19 protein-coding genes, 17 tRNA genes and 3 riboswitches are annotated in these 22,834 nt (G+C 38.0%); of the genes, 3 read left to right on the top strand and 33 right to left on the bottom strand.

The window, feature by feature from the left end; all coding sequences use genetic code 11:
* The first annotated feature begins 64 nt into the window (after positions 1 to 64).
* Positions 65 to 1,354: a DUF2252 family protein gene (locus B3D94_RS06800; RefSeq protein ID WP_291755956.1), complete on the top strand. Its 1,290-nt coding sequence runs from the start codon at positions 65 to 67 to the stop codon at positions 1,352 to 1,354.
* A 36-nt stretch (positions 1,355 to 1,390) separates the two neighbouring features.
* On the opposite strand, the gene B3D94_RS06795 is transcribed toward B3D94_RS06800, so the two are convergent.
* The 9 genes from B3D94_RS06795 to B3D94_RS06755 form a co-directional block, all read right to left on the bottom strand.
* Entirely contained in the window at positions 1,391 to 1,912 is a 522-nt protein-coding gene (locus B3D94_RS06795; RefSeq protein ID WP_008179593.1) for a DUF2179 domain-containing protein, read from the bottom strand.
* A gap of 223 nt (positions 1,913 to 2,135) precedes the next feature.
* On the bottom strand, positions 2,136 to 2,486 hold the full coding sequence (locus tag B3D94_RS06790; protein WP_291755946.1) for a VOC family protein: 351 nt from the start codon (positions 2,484 to 2,486) through the stop codon (positions 2,136 to 2,138).
* A gap of 227 nt (positions 2,487 to 2,713) precedes the next feature.
* Positions 2,714 to 4,012: a nucleobase:cation symporter-2 family protein gene (locus tag B3D94_RS06785; RefSeq protein WP_069479789.1), complete on the bottom strand. Its 1,299-nt coding sequence runs from the start codon at positions 4,010 to 4,012 to the stop codon at positions 2,714 to 2,716.
* Positions 4,012 to 4,596, bottom strand: a complete 585-nt coding sequence (locus B3D94_RS06780) for a xanthine phosphoribosyltransferase (protein ID WP_069479788.1) — start codon at positions 4,594 to 4,596, stop codon at positions 4,012 to 4,014. The genes B3D94_RS06785 and B3D94_RS06780 overlap by 1 nt, the downstream gene beginning before the upstream one ends.
* 130 nt (positions 4,597 to 4,726) lie before the next feature.
* A riboswitch (purine riboswitch) is annotated at positions 4,727 to 4,828 on the bottom strand.
* 164 nt (positions 4,829 to 4,992) lie between these two features.
* On the bottom strand, positions 4,993 to 6,816 hold the full coding sequence (locus B3D94_RS06775) for an APC family permease (RefSeq protein ID WP_069479787.1): 1,824 nt from the start codon (positions 6,814 to 6,816) through the stop codon (positions 4,993 to 4,995).
* A 119-nt stretch (positions 6,817 to 6,935) separates the two neighbouring features.
* Positions 6,936 to 7,085, bottom strand: a riboswitch (cyclic di-AMP (ydaO/yuaA leader).
* Between the two features lie 213 nt (positions 7,086 to 7,298).
* Positions 7,299 to 7,817 carry a PepSY domain-containing protein gene (locus B3D94_RS06770; protein ID WP_291755939.1) on the bottom strand — a complete coding sequence of 173 codons (519 nt, stop codon included), beginning with the start codon at positions 7,815 to 7,817 and terminating at the stop codon, positions 7,299 to 7,301.
* 92 nt (positions 7,818 to 7,909) lie between these two features.
* Positions 7,910 to 8,575, bottom strand: coding sequence for a PepSY domain-containing protein (locus B3D94_RS06765; protein ID WP_291755936.1), 666 nt, complete (start codon positions 8,573 to 8,575; stop codon positions 7,910 to 7,912).
* Positions 8,572 to 9,867 carry a HAMP domain-containing sensor histidine kinase gene (locus B3D94_RS06760; protein WP_291755933.1) on the bottom strand — a complete coding sequence of 432 codons (1,296 nt, stop codon included), beginning with the start codon at positions 9,865 to 9,867 and terminating at the stop codon, positions 8,572 to 8,574. Before B3D94_RS06760 ends, B3D94_RS06765 begins: the two co-directional genes overlap by 4 nt.
* Positions 9,864 to 10,553: a response regulator transcription factor gene (locus B3D94_RS06755; RefSeq protein WP_291755931.1), complete on the bottom strand. Its 690-nt coding sequence runs from the start codon at positions 10,551 to 10,553 to the stop codon at positions 9,864 to 9,866. The genes B3D94_RS06760 and B3D94_RS06755 overlap by 4 nt, the downstream gene beginning before the upstream one ends.
* Before the next feature lie 214 nt (positions 10,554 to 10,767).
* Between B3D94_RS06755 and B3D94_RS06750 the strand changes: the two genes are divergently transcribed.
* A complete protein-coding gene (locus B3D94_RS06750; RefSeq protein WP_258269866.1) occupies positions 10,768 to 12,033 on the top strand; it encodes an Nramp family divalent metal transporter in 1,266 nt (421 codons plus the stop codon).
* Between the two features lie 614 nt (positions 12,034 to 12,647).
* Here B3D94_RS06750 and B3D94_RS06745 read toward each other — a convergent pair.
* The 5 genes from B3D94_RS06745 to B3D94_RS06725 all read right to left on the bottom strand — a co-directional run bounded on the left by B3D94_RS06745 (position 12,648) and on the right by B3D94_RS06725 (position 17,650).
* Positions 12,648 to 13,337, bottom strand: a complete 690-nt coding sequence (locus B3D94_RS06745) for an ABC transporter permease (RefSeq protein ID WP_193830718.1) — start codon at positions 13,335 to 13,337, stop codon at positions 12,648 to 12,650.
* Positions 13,330 to 14,253 carry an ABC transporter ATP-binding protein gene (locus B3D94_RS06740; RefSeq protein ID WP_291755923.1) on the bottom strand — a complete coding sequence of 308 codons (924 nt, stop codon included), beginning with the start codon at positions 14,251 to 14,253 and terminating at the stop codon, positions 13,330 to 13,332. The genes B3D94_RS06745 and B3D94_RS06740 overlap by 8 nt, the downstream gene beginning before the upstream one ends.
* A gap of 136 nt (positions 14,254 to 14,389) precedes the next feature.
* Positions 14,390 to 15,325: a sensor histidine kinase gene (locus tag B3D94_RS06735; protein WP_291755921.1), complete on the bottom strand. Its 936-nt coding sequence runs from the start codon at positions 15,323 to 15,325 to the stop codon at positions 14,390 to 14,392.
* 5 nt (positions 15,326 to 15,330) lie between these two features.
* Positions 15,331 to 16,023, bottom strand: coding sequence for a response regulator transcription factor (locus B3D94_RS06730; protein WP_291755919.1), 693 nt, complete (start codon positions 16,021 to 16,023; stop codon positions 15,331 to 15,333).
* 163 nt (positions 16,024 to 16,186) lie between these two features.
* Positions 16,187 to 17,650: an amino acid permease gene (locus tag B3D94_RS06725; RefSeq protein WP_036122337.1), complete on the bottom strand. Its 1,464-nt coding sequence runs from the start codon at positions 17,648 to 17,650 to the stop codon at positions 16,187 to 16,189.
* An 81-nt stretch (positions 17,651 to 17,731) separates the two neighbouring features.
* A riboswitch (Lysine riboswitch) is annotated at positions 17,732 to 17,908 on the bottom strand.
* A 151-nt stretch (positions 17,909 to 18,059) separates the two neighbouring features.
* On the opposite strand from B3D94_RS06725, the gene B3D94_RS06720 reads away from it, so the two are divergent.
* A complete protein-coding gene (locus tag B3D94_RS06720; RefSeq protein ID WP_291755915.1) occupies positions 18,060 to 19,292 on the top strand; it encodes a CynX/NimT family MFS transporter in 1,233 nt (410 codons plus the stop codon).
* 57 nt (positions 19,293 to 19,349) lie between these two features.
* On the opposite strand, the gene B3D94_RS06715 is transcribed toward B3D94_RS06720, so the two are convergent.
* From B3D94_RS06715 to B3D94_RS06625, 19 genes are all read right to left on the bottom strand, one after another.
* The gene (locus B3D94_RS06715) at positions 19,350 to 19,871 is read right to left on the bottom strand and encodes a hypothetical protein (protein ID WP_291755913.1); all 522 of its coding nucleotides are present in this window, start codon (positions 19,869 to 19,871) and stop codon (positions 19,350 to 19,352) included.
* A 65-nt stretch (positions 19,872 to 19,936) separates the two neighbouring features.
* Complete coding sequence (locus B3D94_RS06710; protein WP_069479774.1) at positions 19,937 to 20,983, bottom strand: nitric oxide synthase oxygenase; 1,047 nt, start codon at positions 20,981 to 20,983, stop codon at positions 19,937 to 19,939.
* A gap of 340 nt (positions 20,984 to 21,323) precedes the next feature.
* Positions 21,324 to 21,395 (bottom strand) — tRNA-Glu (locus tag B3D94_RS06705).
* A 1-nt stretch (position 21,396) separates the two neighbouring features.
* Positions 21,397 to 21,473 (bottom strand) — tRNA-Asn (locus B3D94_RS06700).
* A 7-nt stretch (positions 21,474 to 21,480) separates the two neighbouring features.
* Positions 21,481 to 21,554: transfer RNA gene (locus B3D94_RS06695), tRNA-Ile, on the bottom strand.
* Positions 21,555 to 21,558: 4 nt separating this feature from the next.
* Positions 21,559 to 21,632, bottom strand: a tRNA-Gly gene (locus B3D94_RS06690).
* Between the two features lie 6 nt (positions 21,633 to 21,638).
* Positions 21,639 to 21,714 (bottom strand) — tRNA-Phe (locus tag B3D94_RS06685).
* 4 nt (positions 21,715 to 21,718) lie between these two features.
* Positions 21,719 to 21,811: transfer RNA gene (locus B3D94_RS06680), tRNA-Ser, on the bottom strand.
* Between the two features lie 13 nt (positions 21,812 to 21,824).
* Positions 21,825 to 21,900, bottom strand: a tRNA-Ala gene (locus tag B3D94_RS06675).
* Positions 21,901 to 21,909: 9 nt separating this feature from the next.
* Positions 21,910 to 21,986, bottom strand: a tRNA-Pro gene (locus B3D94_RS06670).
* Between the two features lie 15 nt (positions 21,987 to 22,001).
* Positions 22,002 to 22,078 (bottom strand) — tRNA-Arg (locus B3D94_RS06665).
* 18 nt (positions 22,079 to 22,096) lie between these two features.
* A tRNA-Lys gene (locus tag B3D94_RS06660) sits at positions 22,097 to 22,169 on the bottom strand.
* A 13-nt stretch (positions 22,170 to 22,182) separates the two neighbouring features.
* Positions 22,183 to 22,257: transfer RNA gene (locus tag B3D94_RS06655), tRNA-Gln, on the bottom strand.
* Between the two features lie 9 nt (positions 22,258 to 22,266).
* A tRNA-His gene (locus B3D94_RS06650) sits at positions 22,267 to 22,342 on the bottom strand.
* Between the two features lie 43 nt (positions 22,343 to 22,385).
* Positions 22,386 to 22,459 (bottom strand) — tRNA-Trp (locus B3D94_RS06645).
* A gap of 4 nt (positions 22,460 to 22,463) precedes the next feature.
* A tRNA-Tyr gene (locus tag B3D94_RS06640) sits at positions 22,464 to 22,547 on the bottom strand.
* Positions 22,548 to 22,554: 7 nt separating this feature from the next.
* Positions 22,555 to 22,630: transfer RNA gene (locus B3D94_RS06635), tRNA-Thr, on the bottom strand.
* Positions 22,631 to 22,640: 10 nt separating this feature from the next.
* A tRNA-Asp gene (locus B3D94_RS06630) sits at positions 22,641 to 22,716 on the bottom strand.
* Between the two features lie 4 nt (positions 22,717 to 22,720).
* Positions 22,721 to 22,796, bottom strand: a tRNA-Val gene (locus tag B3D94_RS06625).
* Positions 22,797 to 22,834 lie beyond the last annotated feature (38 nt).

Raw genomic sequence — 22,834 nt, 5'->3', positions numbered from 1 at the left:
AAATTTCTTCGAAACCTATTCCTTTATTTTTCGTATATACATGTAACCTAAAGGGGGTTTTTAGATGGAGCATGCATTATTGGAACAGGTGAAACATACAAGAGTTTTTTTAAGAAAGGAGCTATTAAATACCATCTTTGAGGAGTTTGATGCTCAACGAATGAAGTTAACTGAAGAACAGCGATTGGAGAAGTATCAGAAAATGCTTGAAAGTCCATTCCGCTTTTTCCGAGGAAGTGCTTATCTATTTTATTTTGACATGACAAAAACTTCTTCCATCTTCCATACGCCTACTCTCAAACCGACTTGGATTCAAGGAGACATGCATATGGATAACTTCGGTGCCTTTCAAAACGAAGATGGCAAGATTGTCTTTGATGTCAATGATTTTGATGAGGGTTATGTTGGCTCTTATTTATATGATATTGTTCGTATGAGTGTTAGTATTGCACTTTATTTAGAAGAACAAGGCATACATAGGGCTGCTCAGGAAACGGCCATTCAACATCTGCTCAACAGCTATATAGATCAGTTAAAACGATTTAAACGTAAACAGGATGATCCTCTAACGCTCGTATTTACGAAAGACAACACAAAGGGACCAGCCAAAAAATTATTGAAAAAGCTAGAGAAACGTCAACGCTCCCAGTTTTTACAGGATATTTCCTATGTCGATGAAGAAGGGCAACGCAAATTTAGTAGCAATGATGAAATTCAGCCAGTTACTGCCGAGGAATACAAGGCAATTTCGAGTGCACTTCCTGCTTACAAGATTAAGGACATTGCTTGCAAGTATGGCTCAGGTACTGCTTCAATAAGCTTAAAACGTTACTATATTTTAGTGGAAGATAAAAAAGATGCATCAGGAGCAGAAGATTTAGTATTAGAAATGAAAGAGGTACGTACAGCGATCCCAGCCTATTTCCTTTCTTACAATCATGAATTTTGGAAGCATTATGAGCATCAAGGTGCTAGAGTAGTTGGGACACAAAAAGCTATGCACCATTTAGAGGACCCTCATTTACAATTTATGACCATGAATGAGCAGGAATTTTACATTCGAGAGCGTTCTCCTTATAAAAAGAAAGTAAAGCCTAAAAACTATAAAAATGTCGACGATTACTATACAACAACCTCGATCATGGGACAAATTGCCGCTAAAATACATGCACGAGCAGATATCGATTATTCTCCTGTTTTTACCTATCATAGTGAGGATGAGATATTAAAAGCGATTGGGAAAGATCGACATGTTTTTGTTGAACAAGTAATTTTACAGTCTATGAACTACAAAGACACAGTCTACTCAGATTATCACCTATTTAAAAACTGGATGGATGCAAAGTTTAAATAGTAATGAAAAGGACCTTAGCTAGTAGCTAAGGTCCAATTATTTTTGCCTAGCCTTCATACGAGCTAGTAAAAAACCACCTTTAAATGACTTCGGCTCGTACGAAATTATAAATGCATTAGGTTCGAATTGCTCTACTATTTGAAAGAGTTCTGCCTCTCGATTTCTCTTTGTTAAAATCTCATATTTATAGCGATTACTATCTCGCCCCTCTCCAACATAAATCGTAACAGCAAATCCCTCATTACGGAGAAACCTCACAAGCTCTTCATTCTTATTTTGAGTATTGATTGTTGCATAAACATAGCCAATCGCCAGTTTTCGTTCAATTTTGGCTCCTAAAAATATACCTAAGCCAAAACCAATTGCATAAACGACCATAGCTAACATACTTTGTTTCCCACTAAAAACAAGCGAAAGGCCAAACACATACACTAGCATTTCTAGCATACCGAATATGGCAGCAAGGAAAGTAATATTTTTCACCAAAAATATTGTACGTAAAGTTAAAAAAGGTACATATACTAATTGAAGTATTAAAATCAAAACGATACTTTGCATTTATACTAGACCTTTCTAAGAGTAGTTATATAAGTGTATGTTGAAATAGAGATTTACATTCTATTAAAAATACCTTATTTATAAATTCCCTCGCCACTCAATTCTAAACATCAACGCCTAAAACAAACTGTGTACTAAAAAAGCCGTTCAATTGTTCAAACGACTTTAAAGGCAAGCCACAAGCTATTTAAACGAAGTTAACATTCAAATTAATTTCTTTGATTTATTTCTCCCAAAGTTCTATACGTCTTCCTTCTGGATCTTCAATCCAAATAAACTTTCCAAACTCATGAATCGTCTTGTCCATTGCAAGGGGAACACCTATTTTTTCAAGATGTTTAATACTGTCATCTAGATTTTCCACTTGAAAGTTTAGCATCACTTGTTGATCTGTTGGGAAATAGCTGTCATGCTCAGAGAAGAAGGAAAAGATCGTTTCATTGCCTAACTGTGGTGTAATCATGGTACCATTCCAACTTTCAATTTCCATGTTTAGAACTTTGCTATACCATTGTTTTATTTCTTCTAGATTTTTTGTCCTCCAAAAGACTCCTCCCAATCCATTTACTTTCATAAGAATTTCCCTCCTACCAATTAGTTATGAATTTTAATTCTAGTTTTAAATGTGAATACCTTCTTTCATTAACATACCCTTACAAGTTGCATAGTAAAAAGCCTTTATACAAAACACCCACGTTACAATTTTCCTTTGCAAATAAAAAACCCCCGTAAAAGTTAGATTGATGTCAAACTTTTACGGGGCAGTTCAAAGATAGGTGGCTTATTGTTTAATTAAAATCTTTATGCTTCCCCATGCATCGGGTCTTTTTTATGCTTTGGCCCAATCATGTTGAATAAAATATTAAGGATAATCGCTGTGACTGATCCACAGACGATGCCGTTAGATGTTAAAATAGAAACTTTTTCTGGTAATGCATCAAAAATACCAGGAACGACTGATACACCGACACCTAAACTAACTGCAATCGCAGCAATCATCGCATTTTCAGCTGACTCATTCATAACTGGTACAAGCATACCCATACCTTGAGTAATCACCATACCGAACATTGCAAGCATGGCCGCACCTAGTACAGATGTTGGAATAATTGTTGTTAACGCTGCGATTTTCGGTAAGAAACCAAGCGCTACTAGTAATCCACCTGTAATGTAAATGACTTTACGATCTTTAACACCTGACATACGTGTAAGTCCCACGTTTTGTGAGAACGTTGTGTACGGAAAGGCATTGAAAATTCCACCGATTACAGATGCAAGACCTTCTGAGCGATAACCACGAGCTAAATCTTTTGAATCTAATTTTTTATTACATATATCACTTAGTGCAAAATAAACACCAGATGATTCAACTAGAGATACCATTGCTACAAGAGTCATTGTAATAATAGCCGTTACATCGAATGTTGGCATTCCAAAGTAGAATGGTTGTACCATATGGAATACATCCGCTTCTACTACTGGGTGAAAATTAACCTTGCCCATGAATGCCCCTAATATTGTACCCGCTACTAACCCAACTAAAATGGAAATGGCACGGATGAAGCCTGTAGAAAAACGGTAGACGATTAAAATAATGACTAGCGTAATAAATGCTAATGCAATATTTGAGCCGGATGCAAAATCCTCTGCTCCTTGTCCACCTGCCATATTATTTAAAGCTACTGGCAGTAAAGAAATACCGATAATAGAAACGACAGATCCTGTTACTACTGGTGGGAAAAATTTCACTAGCTTCCCGAAGAAGCCCGCAATAATCACGACAATCAAACCAGATGCAATAATGGAGCCATAAATATCTGTGATACCTTGCTCTGGGTTTGTACCTATAGCAATAATTGGACTTACCGCTGTAAATGTACAACCAAGTACTACAGGTAAGCCAATACCAATAAATTTACCTGAGTAAACTTGTAAAAGTGTTGCGATCCCGCACATCATAATATCAATCGCCACTAAATACGTCATTTGTGTTGAATTAAAGCCAATTGCCCCTCCAATAATAAGTGGCACTAAGATGGCTCCAGCATACATCGCAAGTAAATGTTGAATTGCTAGCGTCGTTGATTTAAAGGTATTCATTACGCGCGAGCCTCCGTAGCAAATGTCACTTTGCCATCTTCAAGAGAATCTACAATCGCCAATGATTCTACGCGGACACCTTGCTCACGTAATAATTTGCCCCCATCCTGGAAGCCTTTTTCAATAACAATGCCAACTCCTACAACATTAGCCCCTGCTTGAGCCGCAATATCAAGTAAGCCCTTTACTGCTTCTCCGTTTGCTAAGAAATCGTCAACAATTAAAATATTGTCGTCTTTACTTAAAAAATTACGTGATACAGAGATATCATTTGTTTCATTTTTAGTAAATGAATGTACTTTTGATGTGTAAAGGTTATCTGAAAGTGTTAATGATTTACGTTTACGAGCGAACACTACCGGTGCACCGATTTCTAGTCCTAACATGACAGAAGGAGCGATACCTGAAGATTCTATTGTTAAAATCTTTGTAATTACTTGGTCAGCAAATCGGTTTGCGAATTCATGACCAATTTCCTTCATTAACAATGGGTCAATTTGATGGTTTAAAAATGAATCTACTTTTAATACTGAAGATGATAGTACTTTACCCTCTTGCATAATTTTGTCGTGTAATAACTTCATTTCTGTCATATCCTTCTTTCTTAAATATTAATAAAAAAAGCTGAACACTTGGTCCCATTCAGCTACGAGTGGAGCAAAGCATTCAGCGTTAAAACGTCGAAAGGAATAGAAAACATCATTAAAGAAGTTCTCTAAAAGCATTGCTACCCATAGTCGATTTATTTACGGTAAATCGGTAGAAACTTGCAAGCCATATCCTCGCTATTATATGAGTAAAATTGTATGAATCTATCAGAAAACCCAATTTAACACTTTATTCGGTAGAAGCCTATTTCTCCTACTAAAAAAAGTTTAATTTTTCGGAATTTAATGGTATTATGTGACTTTTTAATTGTAAACGTTCGTGTTTTCAATCAACGTACTGATTATAACAGACAATTTTCTAGCATGCTAGCATTATTTTGATAAATGAAAAGGTACTGTCATAATCACGACATTTCTGTGAAATAACAATGTCGTACGTATTAATAAGCTAGATTGATTGTGAAGCATATGATGCCAGCCCTTTTTCGGTAAAAATTGAGGGATGACAACCGTTACTTTATGACCTGTTTTCGCACATTGATGGTCCACTTTATCAATAAATTTTATCAATGGCTGTGTGATGCTACGATATGCTGAATAATAGGTTACTAGTCGAATATCTGGTTGCCATGCCTGCCATTTTTCTTCGAAGGCTTTGGCATCCGCCTGATCGAAAGCAACATAAAAGGCAATAATTTTATCAACCTTAAGTGATTTCGCATAATGAAGGGAATTTTCAACCACCTTCGTTATACCAGCTACTGGTACAATGAATACATTCCCTTCAATAGTAGCCACTTCCTCTTTACTCAATCTCAGCTGTTCTCCAACGGCTTGATAATGAAGCTTGATCCGATGAAATACAAAAATAATGATTGGTAAAAAGACAAACACTGGCCATACTTGAGGCAACTTCGTCACAAAAAACATCATCGCTACGATAAACGAAATGGCTGCACCAATTGTGTTGATCGTAAATTTTGCCATCCAGCCAGTAGGTTTTTCACGCCACCATTTTCGCATCATTCCCGTTTGCGCTAATGTAAACGGAATAAATACCCCAACAGCGTAGAGTGGAATTAAATGTTCTGTTGCCCCGTCAAATAATATGATTAAGACAATGGCTGCTAGCCCTAGCATCATAATGCCATTGGAATACCCTAGGCGATCCCCACGCATTTGGAATATTCTCGGGATAAATCCGTCTTTTGATAAATTAACAGCAAGTAGAGGAAATGCTGAATAGCCCGTATTTGCTGCAAGTACCAAAATCATCGCTGTTGTACCCTGTACTATATAATAAAAGAAATTTCGACCAACACTTGCTTCTGCTAGTTGGGAAACGACTGTCGCTTCCGAAGTGGGGGCAATTCCGTAAAAATAAGCTAAACTAACAATACCGATAAATAAAACCGCTAAAATTCCGCCCATTGCTAACAATGTTTTAGCAGCATTATTAGGGGCAGGATTTCTAAAATTAGGAATCGCATTTGAAATAGCTTCTACCCCTGTTAAAGCTGAGCTTCCTGACGCAAATGCCTTTAATAAAATAAATAAACTAATCCCTGCGACTGGTGTACCAATCTTTGGATGCAGCTCTGCCGGCACCTGACCTGTTGCAACATTATAGAGCCCCATCCCGATCAACACTAACATAACGACTACAAACAGATAGACTGGATACGCCAAAACAGAGGCGGACTCTGTTACACCACGTAAGTTCAAGATCGTTAAAAAAATCACAAAGATAATAGCAATTGGCACATTGTATGGGTGCAGACTTGGAAATGCCGATGTAATTGCGTCCGTCCCTGCTGATACACTTACCGCTACCGTTAAAATATAATCAACGAGCAATGAGCCACCTGCTACAAGACCCGCGTTCACACCTAAATTTTCCCTAGATACTACATAAGCGCCGCCCCCGTGTGGATAGGCGAATATAACCTGACGATATGATAAAGTCAGTGCCACCAATAGGACAACAACCCCTGCTGCAATCGGTAAAGAATACCAAAATGCTAATGTTCCCACAGTCATCAGGACAATTAATATTTGTTCCGGTCCATAGGCTACGGAAGACAAAGCATCGGACGATAATATTGCCAATGCCTTTGTTTTACTAAGCTTTTGTTCCCCTAACGCATCGGATCTTAATGGTTTGCCGATTACATAACGTTTAAATGAGGATTTCATCAATAAACACCTTCTAGTTTCTTAGATTGTGTTTCGCCTTCCTAAATGAGATCAAAAAACGCCTACAAGTCATCACTAAATAAGACTTGTAGACGCTCATCTGTCTGCCAAGCTCCAACTTTTCTGCTCTTAACGCTTACGAGGTTAGCTGTCGGATTCGGGCCTGAGTAGCCCTACCCTTCAAAAGAAGAGATTCACCCCAAGGATTGCTTATGCACTCCGTCTAAAATGGGTCCCCCGCGTCTAGTTTGCTTCAGCGATTTAGAAATTTGAAACTTTAATAATGATGTCATATTACGCCTGTCGATAAAAAAAGTAAAGAAGAAAATTTTTATTTTTTACAAGTGAAATACATAGACTTTTTGAAATACATTGTTAACATCCATGGTAGAAATTAATTTACCGGCGAACACCTAATTTAAAGGCATTTTACAACAAAAAAACCTTAAAAGTATGCTCTACTTTTAAGGCAACAACTATTATTAGTCTTCCATATCTTGTTCAAAGTCGACAATTTCTCCTGTAATCGAATCAACATCAACGTCATATTCATATTGGCCATTTTTTAACTCGATTTCATAGATACCATCATCTAATTTAATTTTTGTTACTGTACCCTTTGCTTTTGTTAGAGCCGCTTCAATAGCCTTTTCTTTACTTATAAGGTTAGTAGCAGTATTAGCGTTAACCCATTCATTATCATCGTCATCTTGACGCTCTTTCTTCTGCTTAAGTAATTTTCCAGTATAGGCATCTAATTTTAAATCATACTCTACTTTATCAGCATGCACCTCTACCTCATAAACAGAGCGATAGCGATTTTGATCTAGTTCAATATCTGCTACTGTCCCATCTACTACTGCTAATGCTTTCTTTTCGATTTCTTGCATGGATAGGATCTTTTTTTCTTGTGCACTTCCTGATAATAAAGTTGTCGAACCAATTGCCGCTCCAACACCAAGAGTCACCACTAATGCAGGAATCATAATTATTTTTTTCATGTTCATCTCTCCTTTGTTTTATCTGCTTTTAGCTTACCAAGCTAAGATGATAGAACTATAAGAGGAACATTAGAATTTCATGAGAAACTCGTTTAATCGTCCCATGAAACAGAAAGGACCTTTCCAGATACAGCATGAATTTGAAAAGTGGCCTCTTCATGCTCTGTTTCAATTTCAACTAAATAGTAACCGCCATCTGCCGTATCTTCAAAATCTACAGAGTCCACTTTCCCAGTTAATTGTTGCAACGCTATATCAATGGCTTGCTGTTCGGTAATAATATGGGGTTTTTCAGGCTGATTTAGTGGTTCTACATCTTTTTCAGATAACACTTCACCCGAATAGCCATCTACTGTTATATCTTTTTGCTTATGCTCCTTTTCAACACGTGCGGTATAAATGGTTTCAGTGAGCATGACGCTTTCTACATCACCATATTTTTCTTTTATCATTTTTCTTATTTGATTTTCTGTTAACAATAATTTACTTTGCCCTTTTTGCACCGTTAGATCAGAAACCTGCTGTGTTGTAGCATCAAGCATGGCTGTATATTTCAAATTCTCACGTGTAAATTGTATTTCAAATGAATTTCCACGCTTCTTTACTTCTGAAACTTGACCTTTGTAAATAGCTTCGATATGGTGTATGGCCTCCTCTTCACTGAGAGGCTCCTTTTGAAAATAGCGATTTTGAATAAACCACAGCACTCCACTACAAAGAAGGACAATCACAATAAGTATTAAAGCCCACTTTTTCATTGTTGCCCCTCCTTTGGTATACATAAGGTAAAACTTGAACCTTCTCCAACTGTACTTTCCACATCTATGGTGATGCCCAGTTGTCCAGCAAGATCATGTGCAATCGCAAGCCCTAAGCCAGAACCGCCTGTTTTACGATTACGATCCTCTGTGACGCGGTAAAAACGCTCAAACAAATGCGGAACATGCTCTGCAGGAATACCGACCCCAAAATCCTGAATCATCATTCGTACATGCTTAGTAGTTTCAGCTATGGAGATATGAACATCATCCTCACTATATTTCCTAGCATTATCAAGCAAAATAAAGAGTAACTGCTTCAAAATTTTTTCATCACTGTAGATAAATTGCGGTGCTTTTGCATCGACTATAAAAGTTCGATGATACGCCTGCTGCATTTGTGCAGCCACTTTATTTAGGAAGGGAGCCAGCTCTAGCTGTTCAATATGAATATCCATATGCTCATTATTTTTTGCTAGCTCTAACAATTGCAATACCATTTCATGCATACGAGAAGATTCATTTGCAATAGCCTGAAGTGATTCCTGCGTTACTTCACGGTTGTCAAAGCCCCGTCTTAAGAGTAACTTTGCATAGCTTTCGATAACAGTAATGGGCGTTTTTAATTCGTGAGAAGCATTTGAAACGAACTCTTGTTGCTTTTGATAGTGCTGTTCAAGCTTCTCCATCATCATATTGAACGTTCGATTAATTTTTGCTAATTCATCCCCACCTTTAGCAGGGGTGTCCATTTTTTCATATTTTCCCGTCAATGCACTTTTGCGCATTGTCGCATTTAAGCGTTCTAGAGGTAATAAAATTAGGCGACCAAGTGCCAAACTCGCTAAAAATATTGGGATAGTGGCAATAATGGACACGACAATCAAAATAGCCTTTAATAAATCCAGTGTGCTCTCTACTTCCTCCATGGATTGCTGTAAGGTGATACCCACAATTGTCCCATCTATCCAAATAGTAGGCATTGTATAGGTAATGGAAGTAACATCAGGCATGTCTAGGGTGGCCTGAACCTTCGTCTTCAAATTTTCTCCATCATAAACATAGATAGCACCACCAGCTGGCATATACGCTCTTAATACTTGCTGTAGGTTGGTTTGTGCATTCAACTGACTTAATGTTGAGCTTAAATCATTTGCTCGTGTATGAAGTTGACTATATTCCGTATTATAGGCAAATTTCTCGTACAAAAAGTAAATTCCACTATTGGTTGCCACTAAAATTACTAGCATTAACAAAGTGGTAAGTAGATGAATCTTTGTTTTAAGCTTCATGATTTATTTTCCTTTAACACATAACCTACACCTCGAACTGTTTGAATAATGGGTGTTGCATTAGCGATTTCAAGCTTTTGGCGCACATATCGAATATAGACATCCACAACATTTGTATCTCCGTAGTAATCAAAGCCCCATACAGTCTCTAATATTTGTTCCCTTGTGAGCACCTGCTTAGGATGCTTCATTAAATATAGCAATAAATCGTATTCTCTAGGAGTCAGTTGGATCTCCTTCCCATAATAAATAACTTCTCTTGTTTGCTCATTGATCGATAACTGTCCAAACGATACACCAACCTGTGTTGGACTAGCCTTTTGAGAAAACCGTAGTGCATTACGGATACGGGCCAGTAATTCTTCAATTTCAAAGGGCTTTGTCACATAATCATTAGCTCCCAAATCCAATCCCTTTACCTTATCCTCCACCTCACTTTTAGCAGTTAGCATAATAACTGGGGTTTGTGATTCTGTTGCGCGAATACGCTTTAGTACATCTATGCCACTCATTTCGGGTAACATAATATCCAGTAAGATTAAATCCCATTGCTGCTCACGATATTGCAATAAACCGTCTGCTCCTGTATGGGCCATCACCGCTTCATAGCCTTCAAATTGAAGCTCTAACTGGAGCACTCTCGCAATATTTTCTTCATCTTCTATAATTAAAATTCGATTGCTCATGTCGAATCAGTCCTTCACCTTTTCTTTTAATCGTAAACGATGCAAGCGGTGAAAGTCTAATTAGAAAATGATGAGAAATGTACATACTTATTTTTTTAAAATTTTAAGCAAAGCGCTTCCCTTTTTCTAATCCTAGCGTTAGAATACTATTATCTTATTTTCCTCTAGGAAACTTTATTTCTCAAACGATACTTTTTGAAATGAGGGAACAAATATGGTATACAAACAAGTCACAAAATCGTCTGCTGAGGCGGTTTTAGATGGAGATATAAAAGGTTGGCGACGGTTTTTACCTTTTCTTGGGCCTGCATTCATTGCAGCGGTCGCCTATATTGATCCTGGCAATTTTGCCACAAATATTACAGCTGGCTCTCAATATGGATACTTACTCCTTTGGGTAATAGCCTTTTCTAATTTAATGGCGGTACTCATCCAATCCTTATCTGCAAAGCTTGGTATTGCGACAGGAAAAAATTTACCTGAGGTGGCACGTGAACATTTTTCTAAAAAGACATCTATATTTCTTTGGATTCAGGCTGAATTAGTAATTATCGCCACCGACCTTGCTGAATTTATCGGGGCAGCATTAGGGCTTTATTTGTTATTTAATATCCCTATGCTTCCAGCAGCTATCATCACAGCGGTCGGATCATTTGCTATTCTAGAGCTTCAAAGAAGAGGATTCAGAGCCTTTGAGGCAGGCATTTCTGGCATGGTTTTAATTGTCGTATTAGCATTTGCCTTCCAAACATTTTTAGCTCAGCCAGAATGGGGCGAAGTAGCGTTTGGTATGTTCACACCTCAGTTTGAAGGGGTGGACTCATTACTATTAGCAACAGGTATTTTAGGTGCGACAGTCATGCCCCATGCTATTTACTTACATTCTTCTTTAACACAAAGTCGCATCATCGGTCGTAATGAAGAAGAAAAAAGACGAATCTTCCGTTTTGAATTTATTGATATTATCATCGCTATGATCATTGCTGGAGCCATCAATATGAGTATGCTCATTATTGCGGCAGCAGTTTTTCACACACAAGGGATTGTAGTAGAGGATTTAGATGTTGCCTATAACGGTTTAAAGGATGCTCTCGGCCCAATGGCCGCCGTATCCTTTGGTCTTGGTTTACTAATTGCTGGGCTAGCTAGCTCCTCTGTAGGGACATTAGCAGGTGACGTAGTGATGCAAGGCTTCATTCAACGAAAAATACCACTTTATTTACGGAGAGCCATTACGATGGTGCCTCCGTTAGCAATTATTGCATCCGGTGTAAATGCAACCCATGCGCTTGTTCTTAGTCAGGTTGTGTTATCTTTCGGTATTGCATTCGCCCTCGTCCCTCTCGTTATGTTTACAAGCAAACGAGACATTATGGGCGGTTTAGTGAACCACCGTATTACTACTATTTTAGGCTGGTTTGTAGTTGTAATTGTTGTGGCATTAAATATTTACTTACTAGGTGAAACAATATTTGGATGAAGTAGTGAATTAATACTAAAATTTAAATTAAGAGCATCATCAGCAAAAGGCATCGAGAAGAAAAATCTCGATGCCTTTTTGTTGATAATAATACCATTGAATATTACATGGTCCGGTTCACCCAAAAGGAAAACCATAAATAGACACATCTTGTGGGACAGCTAAAGCAGTGCAGAATTTACAGTTGATAATTCAGCAACAATGGTTGGAATTCTTAATTTCCTCGTTGAAATCACCTTAAAATAAATATAAGATTAATAAAACAAATATTTACTATTTTGTCATTTTTAATACAGGAGGTTTTTAATGCAATTTTATATACCTATAATTATTATGATTGTATTAATAGTTTTACAATGCCATAATGGCAAAAAAGGAAATCTGTTTTTAACTATTTTATTGGCCATTTCCTTTTCTATTTTAATTAAATTTCTATTATGGGAATCAAATTACTTATTTTTATTGCTCTACGTTAATTTTTTTCTATATTTAATAAGTTTAGTTACCTATTTTACAAGATCGACTATGTGAGTGTAACAACCGAGTAGCTTACTATCAAATTGCTATAATCATCATTCGATATCAACAAAACTTATGAGTACCTGGCCCTTTCATTAAACATCGACCTTCTCAATATTGCGGATAGCTAGGTAGGCAATACTAATACCTATGATTGCTAACGAGATTGGAATAATAATGATGTCATTCAATGTGAAGTTACCTGTATTGGATGAAGTCAATGATACGATTAGAATAGAAGAAATAATTGTTGCTGGAATAGAGTATTTTCTCATTCCGAAATATAATGGAATTAATGCCATCCCTGAGGCAGCAATTGCATTCATGAGTACAGATGGTATATGTTGCATGATTAAAGTATTAGATAAAACATCAGGAATTAAATCAAATTTATCGCTTACGATGCAAAAGATGGTTGTAATCAAGACATTTGAAACGATGATTGCACTAAAGGTAAAAAGCATGACAATCGCAAGCTTAGCAGCGATTAATTTCTTTCGGCTTACAGGATACATAAAGGCCAATGTGATTGTTTTAAACTTATATTCTCCGATAATCAGTTTAGCTATTAATGTAGCTGCAAAAATAATAAATACGGCTCTGACAAATGAATCGATGACACTTAAAGCCATTTCATAATTTGCAATATCAACTTCCCCTTCTACTTTAGAAATAAATAAAATCATAAACATAAATCCTAAAATAATAAAGTTAGCAAACATAGCACTTTTAAAATAGGAGCCTAAATGATATTTTTTCATTTCCAAACGCATTAAATTAAGCATGAACAATCCCTCCATTTATTAGCTTAAGGAAGTAATCCTCTAATGTGCTAGTTTTTTTGCTAATCTCCTCTATTTCAATATCATGTTCAATCAATGTTTTTGTTAGAACCTTTTGGGATACTGTCAAATCATAAATTCGTATAGAATTGTCATCCATCAGTTTGAAATTAGCCATTTTCAATTCACTTTCTAAAATAAAGGCTGCCTTCTTACCATCGTTTACGATCACTTCAATAAAGTCGGCTTGATTACGATTAATCGTATCCATCGTTACTTCAGTAATGAGCCTACCTTCCTTGATGACACCTATCGTATCGGCCAATTGTTCAATTTCCCCTAATATATGACTAGAGATAATGATCGTAATGCCATACTCCGTACAGAGCATTTTAAAAAGCTCTCTCAACTCTTTAATCCCAATGGGATCTAGTCCATTAATTGGCTCATCTAAAATTAGGAGCTCTGGCTTTGTAATAATAGCGCGTGCAATACCTAGTCTCTGTTTCATCCCTAGTGAGAAATCTTTTACCCGTTTCTCCTCTGCATTTGTTAATTTTACAAGGTTAAGTACATGGGCAATTTCCTGCTTATTGTAATAGCCCATATATTCGCAATGCAGTTCTAAGGTTTCCCTAGCCGTTAATTTTTCATAGAAAATAGGATATTCAATAATCGTTCCCATTCTTTTTAATATTTCATACGAACGATCGGTCAACCTCTCACCAAATATTTCAACATCTCCACTTGTTGGCTTTGTCAGATTCGTTAGCATCTTCATAACTGTCGTTTTACCCGCTCCATTAGGGCCTAAAAAGCCATAAATCTCTCCCTTCTTCACGTTCATATTGACAGCAGAAACCACTTCTTTTCCTTCGTACACTTTCGTAAGCTGGTTTGTTTTCACAATATATGTCATGTCAATCTCTCCCTCAAATGTGGCTATTGTCATTATAAAAAATGAAACTCTCTAATTTATTACTGGATTCTTACAAATTCCTTAAGAGCATAAGAAAAGCCTGTAAAGCACAATAAAAGCTCTACAAGCTGTGATTTCAATACATCATTCGTTTTAATGCAATGGTAAAAATGGTCTTTTTATAGGGAATACTTGATAATTGGATGGAACCGTCCATCATTTCCACTAATCGCTTTGTAATCGTTAAACCTAGGCCACTCCCCTGGAAGGATTTATTGCGAGAGTCCTCTAGCGTATACATTCTCTCAAAAACACTATCAATATGGTATTCATCGATTCCTTTACCACAATCCCATACGTCTATAAAAATATTTGTTTCATCATTTCTTACAGTTAAACCAATTACATTACCATCCGCTCCATAGGCAAGAGCATTGGATAAAAGATTGTTGAGAACCCTATCTAACGCTTCTTCATTACCAAGGGCATACATAGGTGTTTCAGGGATTGTAATAGTAATATTTAGTCCCATGGACGTGACCATATCGTAAAATGATAATATATTTTTACGGCTAATTTCACAGACATTGATTTTAGTAATTGGATAATCTGTATCCCCTGCCTCTAATTTGGCAAGATCGAAAAATGTATGAATAATTTTTAATACTTCTAATGTTTTAGCATGTACACCCGCTAATAGTCTTTGACGCTCCTCTTCACTAGCTGAACCTTGAAGCTGAAGCATTTCAATATAGCCTAACACAACCGTTAAGGGCGTTTTTAAATCATGTGAAATATTGGCCAGCATTTTTTTCATAGAATCTTCCATTTTGCGATGGGTCGCCTGAACTTTTTGGTGATGGTCCAGCCAAGCGTTTATCGAAATAAGTAGCTGTTGAATTTGTGAATTGCTCGTAGTTACCAAAATCTTTTCGTTACTTTTTTCTTGAACAATGGCTTGGAGTTTTTCATTCATATATTGGATCGTCTGATTTTGTTCTTTTTTTGCTTTCCATTGAAAAATAACTATTCCTATAAGCACCACAATTATGATTAATAGAATGATTATCATATCTGTTATCCTTCAAACTTATAGCCAATTCCCCACAGCGTCTTAATATACTGGGGGTTGGATGGATCATCTTCAATTTTTTCGCGTAGCCTTCGAATATGTACATTAATAATATTTTCATCACCATAATATGCTTCTTGCCATATTAGCTGATAAATTTGCTCTTTCGTAAAAACTCGGTTACGGTTTGTTACAAATAGCTTTAAGATGGCAAATTCCTTTGATGTTAGCTTCACTTCTTGTCCATTTTTATTTATTGAGAAATTAACAATATCTATCTTTAAATGGCCTATAACTATTACATCTTGTTTGTGATCTATTTGTCCAGCGTATTTCGTAGCTCTTCTAATAACGGCCTTTACGCGAGCTGAGAATTCCAGCATAGAAAATGGCTTAGCAATATAATCGTCTGCCCCTAATCCCAACCCAAGCGCTTTATCTACATCACTATCCTTTGCGGACATAATGATGATCGGAAGTGCTGCCTGTTCTCGGATTACTTTTAAAACTTCCAATCCATTAAGCTTAGGAATCATAATATCTAGGATGACTAAATCAAAAGTTTGATGTAAACAATATTGTAATGCCTCTTCTCCATTATTTGCAGTGGTGACATCGAAACCTTCCAATATTAAAAAATTCGCTACCATTTCGCGAATAGCCTCATCATCTTCCACTAGTAAAATATGTTTTTGCATTTACATGCACCTCTCTCTACTAGAAAGTCAAAAATCACACTTCCATATCTATAGTATATTACCATATATATGATGTTAATTTAGTATTAATTTTAAAGGTCTCTATATAAAAAAAGCTGTCCCATCAACCATCACACAATGGTTTATAGAACAGCTTTTCTGTTTAATTTTCCACTTTTAAATCACAATCTTTAAGAGGAAGCATTTTTGTTTTATGTTTAATTTTGTACCCCAGCCATAGCAACAGGAACAATGGAATACCAATATAGGAAACAAGGATACCATACCAATCGATTGTACCCCCGATAAATGCTGTGTAATTCTGTCCAATTACGACAATCATACAAATAGTAAAGGCGAATAGTGGACCGAATGGGTATAGCTTTGCTTTATACGGTAATAGCTTTGGATCTAAACCCTGCGCCTCGAAAGCACGACGGAAACGATAATGACTAAATGCAATACCTAGCCAAGCAATAAACCCTGACATCCCCGAGGCATTTAAAAGCCAAATATAAACAACCCCATCACCAAAGAATGACGCTAAAAACGCTACACAGCCTACAGCTAACGTTGCGATCAATGCATAAATCGGAATACCTCGACGACTTAACTTTGCAAAAAATTTAGGAGCATGACCATCCACTGCTAATTGCCATAGCATACGTGAAGATGCATACAGTCCAGAATTTCCTGCTGATAGCATAGCCGTTAAAATAATGGCATTCATTAAGGAAGCAGCAAAAGCAATGCCTAAACGATCAAACACCAGCGTAAATGGAGATACAGCGATATCCTCCGATAATAAGCGCTCATCTGTGAATGGAATCAACATCCCTATAGCAGCAATAGCTAAAATATAAAATAAAATAATACGCCAAAACACCGATTTTACTGCCTTCGGTATATTTTTTCCTGGATCATCTGTTTCCCCTGCTGTAACCCCCAGTAACTCTGTTCCTTGGAATGAAAATCCTGCTGCAAGGAAAATACCAAATGTAGCAAGGAAGCCACCATGGAATGGTCCATCACTAATAAAGAAATTTGTAAAACCTACAGGTGCCTGTCCACCTAAAATACCAAAAATCATTAATATGCTAATAATAATAAATACAATGACCGTAGCCACTTTAATCATCGCAAACCAATATTCACTTTCACCATAGCTCTTTACAGACAATAAATTAAATGTCAGTACAATTACAATAAATAATACTGTCCAAAGTGCTGATGAGCTATCTGGGAACCAATATTTCATAATTAATGACACTGCCGCAATTTCTGCTGCAATCGTAATTGCCCAGTTATACCAATAGTTCCAGCCAAGTGCAAAGCCTAAAGCTGGATCTACAAATTTTGTCGCATACGTACTAAAAGAACCCGAGGACGGCATATATGCAGCCATTTCACCTAAACTTGTCATTAAGAAATATACCATAATACCGATTAACGCATAGGCAAGCAATGCGCCTCCCGGTCCTGCTTGTGCAATGGCGCCACCACTGGCTAGAAATAGCCCTGTACCAATTGTACCGCCTAAAGAAATCATTGTGATATGACGGCTTTTTAATTCTTTTTTCAGCTTCGGTGCTTTATGGCCGAGCTGATTTACTTTTATTTCACTCACGATATAGCTTCCTTCCTATTTATGAGGCAAAAAAATGCCATCACATGAACAATGTGATGGCTAAGTTAATCTCAGTTTTTCCTAAACGATAGCTCAACACGTTGTACAAACGTGACAGTTCTGTTCCTTTCGGAGACAGCCCCAGCATGAGGTTTTCAAGTCCCCTCACACTTCGGCAATATTTCCTTTCAGCTAATCTCTTCAATGCTTGTCATTTCAATTAGCTTACTTATAAATATCGCGACCTCTACCTCAATACAAACATGAGGCATATAATTATTAAATTTATGATGCTTACTATACTAACATAAGACCTAAGACATTTCAATATAACCATTAATGTTTTGTATTTTGTGAATTTTCCACTATTTTTAATAGTGTGATAAAGTGTTATAGTAGTTCAATTAGAATGGTTATAACAGGGGGAATTATTTTGACTTTACATGATCATTCCGCCAGCTACCCGAGCAGAAAAATTAGCTGGAAGGGAACAACCTTATTATTAGTTTTTGGAATAATATTTATAGCGTCTACATTACGAATGCCACTAACTGTTGTGGGTCCAATTGTATCCTTTATCCGTGACGATCTTGGTATTTCCAATGTTCTAGCCGGTTTTTTGACAACTATTCCATTGCTTGCTTTTGCCATTATATCACCGTTCGCACCAGTTGTAGCACGAAAACTTGGGCTTGAGCTAACCTTATTTTTATCCACTATTTTATTGGCCTTAGGAATTGTACTACGCTCCCTTGGTACAACAGGGTTACTTGTATTTGGCACAGTGCTCATTGGCGTAGCCATATCATTTGGAAATGTGTTGATTCCAGGTTTATTAAAATTAAAATTTCCATACCATGTAGGGTTACTAATGGCATTTTTTACTATGTCTATGAACTTAACGGCTGGACTTGGAGCAGGTATTAGTTATCCAATAGCTAATTCTTCTCTAGGTTGGCAAGGAGCATTGGCTGTAGCGCTTATATTAGTCGTATTAACGATTTTAATTTGGATACCTCAATTGAAATTGAATAAGCCAGAACCAGCTACTATGGCCAAGAAAACAGGTAAACCCCTTTGGAAATCACCTGTTACATGGGCAGTAACCGGTGCAATGGGCTTACAATCTTTATTATTTTATACGACAGCAGCTTGGATTCCTGAAATTTATATTGCGCAGGGATTGGCTCCTGATAAAGCTGGTTGGATGTTTTCCATTATGCAATTCTCACAAGTCCCCATGGCATTGGCTGTCCCCATTATTGCTGGTAAAATGGCTTCACAAAGACCACTTGTCTTTATGTTTACATCGTTCTATTTAGTAGGATTTGTCGGCGTTGTAATGGAATGGACAACGTTGGGGATATTATGGATGATCCTTCTAGGTTTAGCAGGTGGAGCTTCATTCGCATTAGCAATGATGTTCTTTACACTCCGTACGCGTACAGCATTTGAAGCCGCTGATCTATCAGGGTTTGCACAATCATTGGGCTATTTATTCGCTGCCATTGGGCCGATTCTATTCGGATACCTCCATGATTTATTTGGTGGTTGGAATATTACAGGTTGGCTCTTTGTTGTTGTAGCTATGACACTCTTCTTATGTTCCATGCGAGCTTCTAAAGATGAATATGTCTATTAAATTTAAGCAGATTGGGAAGCTGAGCCCATCTGCTTTATCTATATAACATTTCTTTTTTTAATGTTTTAGTAAGGCTAGCAGTTCCTTAATTTCCTCTGTTGTGCTCTTGGTACGTGCCTTAATAGCAGTAAAAACAGGGATTGCCTCTTGAAGGAGTAAAAAACTAAAATAATAATAGCCTAAAAAAGCTTCTGGTTCATAGCCTCTAGGTGTATCTTCCTCCCATTCAAGCTCATCATCCTCTTCATTTTCCACCCATAAATATCTCTTATCCAAAAGCTCCTGCATCGTTGAAACGTTATATGTTGAATCTTGATAATTTTCAGTTATCGCATGTGCCACAGCTAAATAAAGCTCTATTTCTGCTAAGGAGACTTCCTCTACATTTTTACTTGAGAGCTTTTTTAAAAGAATAAGTACAACCCATGGCGTCACCTGCCAAAGTGTTCCTTGATGTTCAATTAGTTCAGTCAGCTCTTGATATTGTTTCTGTTCAATTAGACGAGGAATGTCTGTTCCTCTGCCATAAGGTGTCGTCAATTGTTGCCAAGGGATATTCGAAATATTTTGGGTCAACATCTTGAATTTCCTCTCTCCCAAAAAGGTACTTAGGAGCTGTTCGTTTATGAACAACTCCTTTAAAGTTAATAACATGGTTTCTGATAAAAATAATTGGGCGTATGGTAGGTATTTATATAAGGCTTATGGAATATATGAGTGGTCGCAGGGGAAAGTGGTGGGATTAACCATGTCCAGTTACCCGTAACTTCTCGCCCTGCTAATTCCTCAGCTTCCTCAAATAATTTAAACTGCTGAGCAGCAGTATGATGATCTACAATGCTCACACCATCCTCTTTAAAAGAATGAAGGACAGCTATATTGAGCTCCACTAATGCTCGGTCACGCCAAAGAGAAGCTTGTTTGGTTGTATCCAGATTAAATATATCCGCAATAGCTGGCAGCATATTATAGCGCTCATAATCGGCTAAATTGCGTGCCCCAATTTCAGTTCCCATATACCAGCCATTAAATGGAGCCGCTTGAAAATCAATGCCAGCCATTTGAAAACGCATGCTCGAAATAATAGGAACAGCATACCATTTTAACTCTAATTTCTCTACATCCTCCGATTCAGGATGTCGTATTGGAACCTCTAAAATATACTCAGCAGGAATCGTAAATAGCTGGGGAGCACGGCCGTCTACCTGTATGACGAGTGGTAACACATCAAACGGCGTATACTCGCCTTTCCAGCCCATCGATTCGCATATTTTTGTAAAAGTGATAGAATGTGCATCCCCAATAATGCCCTCTTCTGTCTCGTAGCCTGCGTAACGAATTAGCTGATGATTCCAAATCCGTACTCTATCAGTTGCAAACACTGTTATAGTTGGACGAATTTTCCCATGATTTGTGGCATACTCAATATGCTCTAGTAACTTTTGAAAAATGCCCTGTTCATCTAAAACTTCTCGTGCATCTACAACATGTAATGATTGCCAAAACAGCCGTCCAATACATTTATTGCTATTACGCCATGCAACTCGTGCGCCAAAAACTAGCTCCTCTGTAGTAGGCTTATATTCCCCTGCACTTTTAATCTGTTGTAATCTATTTTCTAACCAAAGTTTGGATTCATTTTGTTCCAGCTGGTATTGATTTAAAAAACATTGTATCTCCTGTATATTCATATCGATTCCTCCACTTATCCTCATATTAGAGGAACAAGTCAATAAGCACCATGAAAATAGCTAGTGAAAAAACATACATATTGCATATATGAAATAGTTTGTTCAAATTTAGTAGGAAGCATCGCTCCAGATAGTTTGAATTGAATTGAATTGAATTGTAGTACTCCTTTAAACGAGCCTATAAAAAAGAAAGGGATTATTAGCATTTGGGAGAAGGAAATGAATTTAGACCTAACATTCAAAAGCTACAAAACCTTATCAAAAGATTTTTAGCTTTTAAACATGTTTATGAAAAGACATAGAAAAAAGCATGTAGCACACAACTGTGCTACATGCTTGATGACCCGTACGGGATTCGAACCCGTGTTACCGCCGTGAAAGGGCGGTGTCTTAACCACTTGACCAACGGGCCGTGGCTCCGAAGGCAGGACTCGAACCTGCGACAACCTGATTAACAGTCAGGTGCTACTACCAACTGAGCTACTTCGGAATAATGATGGGCCTAAATGGACTCGAACCATCGACCTCACGCTTATCAGGCGTGCGCTCTAACCAGCTGAGCTATAGGCCCATTTTGGAGCGGGTGATGAGAATCGAACTCACGACATCAGCTTGGAAGGCTGAGGTTTTACCATTAAACTACACCCGCAAATAATGGTGGGTCAGGACGGAATCGAACCGCCGACACTTAGAGCTTCAATCTAATGCTCTACCAACTGAGCTACTGACCCGAAATGGAGGAGGTAGAGGGATTCGAACCCCCGCGCGGTGTTACCCGCCTGTCGGTTTTCAAGACCGATCCCTTCAGCCAGACTTGGGTATACCTCCAAAAATATTAAAATGGTGGAGCCTAGCGGGATCGAACCGCTGACCTCCTGCGTGCAAGGCAGGCGCTCTCCCAGCTGAGCTAAGGCCCCATTTATAGATGGTCGGAATGACAGGATTCGAACCTACGACCCCTTGGTCCCAAACCAAGTGCTCTACCAAGCTGAGCTACATTCCGAAAACATGAATAAATTGGCGCGCCCGACAGGAGTCGAACCCATAACCTTCTGATCCGTAGTCAGACGCTCTATCCAATTGAGCTACGGGCGCAAAATTAATAAAAAATGATGAGCCATGAAGGACTCGAACCTTCGACCCTCTGATTAAAAGTCAGATGCTCTACCAACTGAGCTAATGGCTCGTAAAAGAAAAAATGGCTGGGGTACTAGGATTCGAACCTAGGCATGACGGAATCAAAATCCGTTGCCTTACCGCTTGGCTATACCCCAATTTTAAAATGGGGCGACTGATGGGAATCGAACCCACGAATGTCGGAACCACAATCCGATGCGTTAACCACTTCGCCACAACCGCCACTATATAATAACAGCCATATATGAACGAGTACCTCAATACCTGGCAGGGGCAGTAGGAATCGAACCCACACCAAAGGTTTTGGAGACCTCTATTCTACCGTTGAACTATGCCCCTAAAATGGTGGAGGGGGACGGATTCGAACCGCCGAACCCTAAGGAGCGGATTTACAGTCCGCCGCGTTTAGCCACTTCGCTACCCCTCCAAGGGAATGGTGCCGGCGATAGGAGTCGAACCCACGACCTACTGATTACAAGTCAGTTGCTCTACCAACTGAGCTACACCGGCAATAAAAAAATGGCGGTCCCGACCGGGATCGAACCGGCGATCTCCTGCGTGACAGGCAGGCATGTTAACCGCTACACCACGGGACCAAAATGGTGGAGGATGACGGGCTCGAACCGCCGACCCCCTGCTTGTAAGGCAGGTGCTCTCCCAACTGAGCTAATCCTCCATAAAAAATAAGCGAAGCGACGTCCTACTCTCACAGGG

The organism is Lysinibacillus sp. UBA5990 (genome assembly GCF_002429815.1).
Taxonomy (GTDB): domain Bacteria; phylum Bacillota; class Bacilli; order Bacillales_A; family Planococcaceae; genus Lysinibacillus; species Lysinibacillus fusiformis.
This window is presented reverse-complemented; position numbering and strand designations above follow the sequence as displayed.

Bases quoted from the DNA above. Each gene is read 5' to 3' on its own strand.
- B3D94_RS06800 (WP_291755956.1), top strand. From the start codon at position 65: ATGGAGCATGCATTATTGGAACAGGTGAAACATACAAGAGTTTTTTTA.
- B3D94_RS06795 (WP_008179593.1), bottom strand. From the start codon at position 1,912: ATGCAAAGTATCGTTTTGATTTTAATACTTCAATTAGTATATGTACCT.
- B3D94_RS06790 (WP_291755946.1), bottom strand. From the start codon at position 2,486: ATGAAAGTAAATGGATTGGGAGGAGTCTTTTGGAGGACAAAAAATCTA.
- B3D94_RS06785 (WP_069479789.1), bottom strand. From the start codon at position 4,012: ATGAATACCTTTAAATCAACGACGCTAGCAATTCAACATTTACTTGCG.
- B3D94_RS06780 (WP_069479788.1), bottom strand. From the start codon at position 4,596: ATGAAGTTATTACACGACAAAATTATGCAAGAGGGTAAAGTACTATCA.
- B3D94_RS06775 (WP_069479787.1), bottom strand. From the start codon at position 6,816: ATGAAATCCTCATTTAAACGTTATGTAATCGGCAAACCATTAAGATCC.
- B3D94_RS06770 (WP_291755939.1), bottom strand. From the start codon at position 7,817: ATGAAAAAAATAATTATGATTCCTGCATTAGTGGTGACTCTTGGTGTT.
- B3D94_RS06765 (WP_291755936.1), bottom strand. From the start codon at position 8,575: ATGAAAAAGTGGGCTTTAATACTTATTGTGATTGTCCTTCTTTGTAGT.
- B3D94_RS06760 (WP_291755933.1), bottom strand. From the start codon at position 9,867: ATGAAGCTTAAAACAAAGATTCATCTACTTACCACTTTGTTAATGCTA.
- B3D94_RS06755 (WP_291755931.1), bottom strand. From the start codon at position 10,553: ATGAGCAATCGAATTTTAATTATAGAAGATGAAGAAAATATTGCGAGA.
- B3D94_RS06750 (WP_258269866.1), top strand. From the start codon at position 10,768: ATGGTATACAAACAAGTCACAAAATCGTCTGCTGAGGCGGTTTTAGAT.
- B3D94_RS06745 (WP_193830718.1), bottom strand. From the start codon at position 13,337: ATGCTTAATTTAATGCGTTTGGAAATGAAAAAATATCATTTAGGCTCC.
- B3D94_RS06740 (WP_291755923.1), bottom strand. From the start codon at position 14,253: ATGACATATATTGTGAAAACAAACCAGCTTACGAAAGTGTACGAAGGA.
- B3D94_RS06735 (WP_291755921.1), bottom strand. From the start codon at position 15,325: ATGATAATCATTCTATTAATCATAATTGTGGTGCTTATAGGAATAGTT.
- B3D94_RS06730 (WP_291755919.1), bottom strand. From the start codon at position 16,023: ATGCAAAAACATATTTTACTAGTGGAAGATGATGAGGCTATTCGCGAA.
- B3D94_RS06720 (WP_291755915.1), top strand. From the start codon at position 18,060: ATGGTTATAACAGGGGGAATTATTTTGACTTTACATGATCATTCCGCC.
- B3D94_RS06715 (WP_291755913.1), bottom strand. From the start codon at position 19,871: ATGTTGACCCAAAATATTTCGAATATCCCTTGGCAACAATTGACGACA.
- B3D94_RS06710 (WP_069479774.1), bottom strand. From the start codon at position 20,983: ATGAATATACAGGAGATACAATGTTTTTTAAATCAATACCAGCTGGAA.